Source organism: Streptomyces nogalater (assembly GCF_039532885.1).
Classification (GTDB): domain Bacteria; phylum Actinomycetota; class Actinomycetes; order Streptomycetales; family Streptomycetaceae; genus Streptomyces; species Streptomyces nogalater.
Genome location: NZ_BAAASM010000041.1, coordinates 1 through 3,282, shown reverse-complemented (window position 1 = coordinate 3,282; position 3,282 = coordinate 1). Strand labels below are relative to the sequence as shown.

At 70.7% G+C, this 3,282-nt stretch carries 3 protein-coding genes and 2 pseudogenes; 2 read left to right on the top strand and 3 right to left on the bottom strand.

All coding sequences use genetic code 11. The features are described from left to right. Positions 1 to 369 (top strand): PucR family transcriptional regulator (locus ABD350_RS26975; protein ID WP_344351013.1); only part of this gene is annotated, 369 nt, incomplete at its 5' end. A gap of 31 nt (positions 370 to 400) precedes the next feature. On the opposite strand, the gene ABD350_RS26970 is transcribed toward ABD350_RS26975, so the two are convergent. Next, a complete protein-coding gene (locus tag ABD350_RS26970; protein ID WP_344351012.1) occupies positions 401 to 985 on the bottom strand; it encodes a TetR/AcrR family transcriptional regulator in 585 nt (194 codons plus the stop codon). Between the two features lie 70 nt (positions 986 to 1,055). Here ABD350_RS26970 and ABD350_RS26965 point away from each other — a divergent pair. Beyond that, a pseudogene (locus ABD350_RS26965) lies at positions 1,056 to 1,241 on the top strand (MFS transporter); the annotation flags it as partial. 54 nt (positions 1,242 to 1,295) lie between these two features. Here ABD350_RS26965 and serA read toward each other — a convergent pair. Further along, positions 1,296 to 2,885 carry a phosphoglycerate dehydrogenase gene (gene serA / locus ABD350_RS26960; RefSeq protein ID WP_344351011.1) on the bottom strand — a complete coding sequence of 530 codons (1,590 nt, stop codon included), beginning with the start codon at positions 2,883 to 2,885 and terminating at the stop codon, positions 1,296 to 1,298. 252 nt (positions 2,886 to 3,137) lie between these two features. Then, positions 3,138 to 3,282: pseudogene (locus ABD350_RS26955) on the bottom strand (ketol-acid reductoisomerase); the annotation flags it as partial.

Genomic DNA, 3,282 nt, shown 5'->3' with positions numbered 1-3,282 from the left:
GAGCTGGGCACCCTGTGGCAGCAGGCCTTCGACGCCGCGCGCGCCGCGCTGGCCGAGCCGAGGCTCGGGCCGGTCGCCCAGTGGGCGCGGATCGGGGCGTACCGGCTGCTGACCGCGCTGCCTCCGAAGACCGCGCGGGACAGGGTGGTCGGCACGCTCCTCTCCCCCGCCCACGCGGAACTCGCCCGCACTGCGGAGGTCTACCTGGACTGCGCGGGCCAGGCCGGGCGTACGGCGTCCGAGCTGGGCATCCACCGCCAGACCCTGTACTACCGGCTGTCCCGGGTGGAGCAGCTGACCGGCCTGGACCTGGACGACGGCGAGGACCGCCTGCTGCTGCACATGGCGTTGAAGCGGGCCCGGCTGTAACCGGGGGCGTGGTGGGCCACCGTACCGGTGGTCAGTGCTCCCCGGCCGCGTCCATCACCCGCCGCAGCCCCTCCGTGAGCCGCTCGGCACCGGTCGCCGTCTCCGGGTCGAAGAGCCACTGGACCATGAGGCCGTTGAGCAGGGTCTGGTAGAGCCGGCCCTCGGTCTCGGCCCGCTCCGGGTCCACGTCGGCTTCCGGGATCCCGCCGAACAGGGCGACGAGTCCGGTACGGCGCTCCTTCTGCGCCTCCGCCAGCAGCTTGCGCACCTCGGCCAGCCGCTCGTCCTGGAACATCAGCTCGAAGCTGAGCAGCCAGATCGGCCGGGCCTCGGGAACGGTGCGGATGACGGCGGCCCAGACCTCCTGGAAGCGTTCCAGGGAGCCCGGGGGCTGGGTCATCTCCTCGGCCGGTGCCGGGGCGAAGCGCTCGCCCAGGCCCTCGATCAGCGCGACGTAGGCCTGCGCCAGCAACTCGTCCTTCGAGCCGTAGTGGTAGCCGATCGACGCCAGGTTGGTGCCCGACTCCTTCACGATGTCCCGCGCGGTCGTGCGCAGGAAGCCCTTGCGCAGCAGGCAGCGCTGGGCGCCTTCGAGCAGATCCTCACGGTGTCCCATGCCGACACCTTACGCCGCCTTCATACAGTCGTCCTATACAAGCGTTTAGTACGACCGTACAGTCCTCGCCATGACCGGCCCGACGAGCATCCTCCCCCTCGGCGCCCAGAGCGCCCCGGTCCGCGCCGGGCGTCGCGAATGGACCGCGCTCGCTGTGCTGATGCTGCCGCTGCTGCCGGTCTCGATGGACGTCTCGGTGCTGTACTTCGCGACCCCCGCGATCAGCGCCGACCTGCGGCCGACCGGCACCCAGCGGCGAACGCCGGACGGGCCGAGAGTCTCTCGGTCCGTCCGGCGTTCCGCGCGTTGCTCAGACCAGGTTGACCGACCGGGCCGACGTGGCCCCGATCTCCGCGGCGACCTCGGCCAGTACGGCGGTGCCCACGGTGTCGTCGACGGTCAGTACGGCCAGCGCCTCGCCGCCCACCGCCGCGCGGGCGACCTGCATGCCGCCGATGTTGATGCCCGCCTCGCCGAGGATGCGGCCGACGGTGCCGACGACACCCGGACGGTCCTCGTAGCGCAGCACCAGCATGTGGTCGGCGAGCGCCAGGTCGACGTCGTACTCGCCGACCGCGACGATCTTCTGGACGTTCTTCGGGCCGGCCAGCGTGCCGGAGACCGACACCTCCTCGCCGGTGCCCAGCGTGCCGCGCACGGTCACCACATTGCGGTGGTCGGCCGACTCGGAGCTGGTGGTCAGGCGCACCTCGACCCCGCGCTCCTGGGCGAACAGCGGCGCGTTGACGTAGGACACGGTCTCGTCCACGACGTCCTCGAAGACGCCCTTGAGCGCCGACAGTTCCAGCACCTTCACATCGTGCTGGGTGATCTCGCCGTAGACCTCGACGTCGAGGCGGACCGCGACCTCGCCGGCGAGCGCGGTGAAGATCCGGCCGAGCCGCTCGGCCAGCGGCAGGCCCGGCTTGACGTCCTCGGCGATGACACCGCCCTGGACGTTGACCGCGTCCGGCACCAGCTCGCCGGCCAGCGCGAGGCGGACGGACTTGGCGACGGCGATGCCGGCCTTCTCCTGCGCCTCGTCGGTCGACGCGCCCAGGTGCGGGGTGCAGACGACCTGGTCCAGCTCGAACAGCGGGGAGTCGGTGCACGGCTCCTTGGCGTACACGTCCAGGCCCGCGCCGGCGACCCGGCCCTCCTTCAGCGCCGCGTACAGCGCCGCCTCGTCCACGATGCCGCCGCGCGCGGCGTTGACGATGCGCACGCTCGGCTTGACCTTGCGCAGCGCCTCGTCGCCGATCAGGCCGAGGGTCTCGGGGGTCTTGGGCAGGTGGACGGTGATGAAGTCGGAGACCTCCAGCAGCTCGTCCAGGGACAGCACCTTGACGCCCATCTGCGCGGCCCGCGCGGGCTGCACATACGGGTCGTAGGCGACGACCTTCATGCCGAACGCGGACATGCGCTGCGCGACGAGGGCACCGATGCGGCCCAGGCCCACGACACCCAGCGTCTTCTCGGCCAGCTCCACGCCCGTGTACTTGCTGCGCTTCCACTCGCCGTTCTTCAACGCGGCGTTGGCCTGCGGGATGTTGCGGGCGGTGGAGAGGAGGAGACCGCAGGCCAGCTCGGCGGCGGTCACGATGTTGGAGGTGGGGGCGTTGACGACCATCACGCCGGCCTTGGTGGCGGCGGAGACGTCGACGTTGTCCAGGCCGACGCCGGCTCGCGCGACGACCTTGAGCTTCTTCGCGGCGGCGACGGCCTCGGCGTCGACCTTGGTGGCCGAGCGGATCAGGATCGCGTCCACCTCGGCGATGGCCGGCAGCAGCTCGGAGCGGTCCGCTCCGTTGCAGTGCCGGATCTCGAAGTCCGGACCGAGTGCGTCGACGGTGGCGGGCGACAGCTCTTCAGCGATGAGTACGACGGGTTTCGAGCTCACGTGAGTCCTCACATGTGCGATGCGGACGGCCGTCCCGACGGCCGCAGGCGGTGGAGGGGGGCTAGCCGCGGAAGACGCACGACGCTGTGGGCCTGACGCGTGTTGTGCAGAAGTGTAGTGGCGTGGCGCGTTCTGTATTACGCCTCCGCGGAAGGATCACCCGGATGAGAAGCTCCACTTTGTACGGAGCCCGGGCCGGAAGCCGCGTGGCGGTGTTCCCCGGCCGGGGAACACCGCCACGCGCAGCGGAGGTCAGGCCTCCTCGTCCACCCACGACATCAGCTTGCGCAGCTGCTTGCCGGTGGTCTCCAGCAGGTGCTCGGAGTCCTGCTTCTTGTAGTCGTCGTACTTCTTCAGGCCGCCGTGGTACTCGTCCATCCAGTTCTTGGCGAAGGTG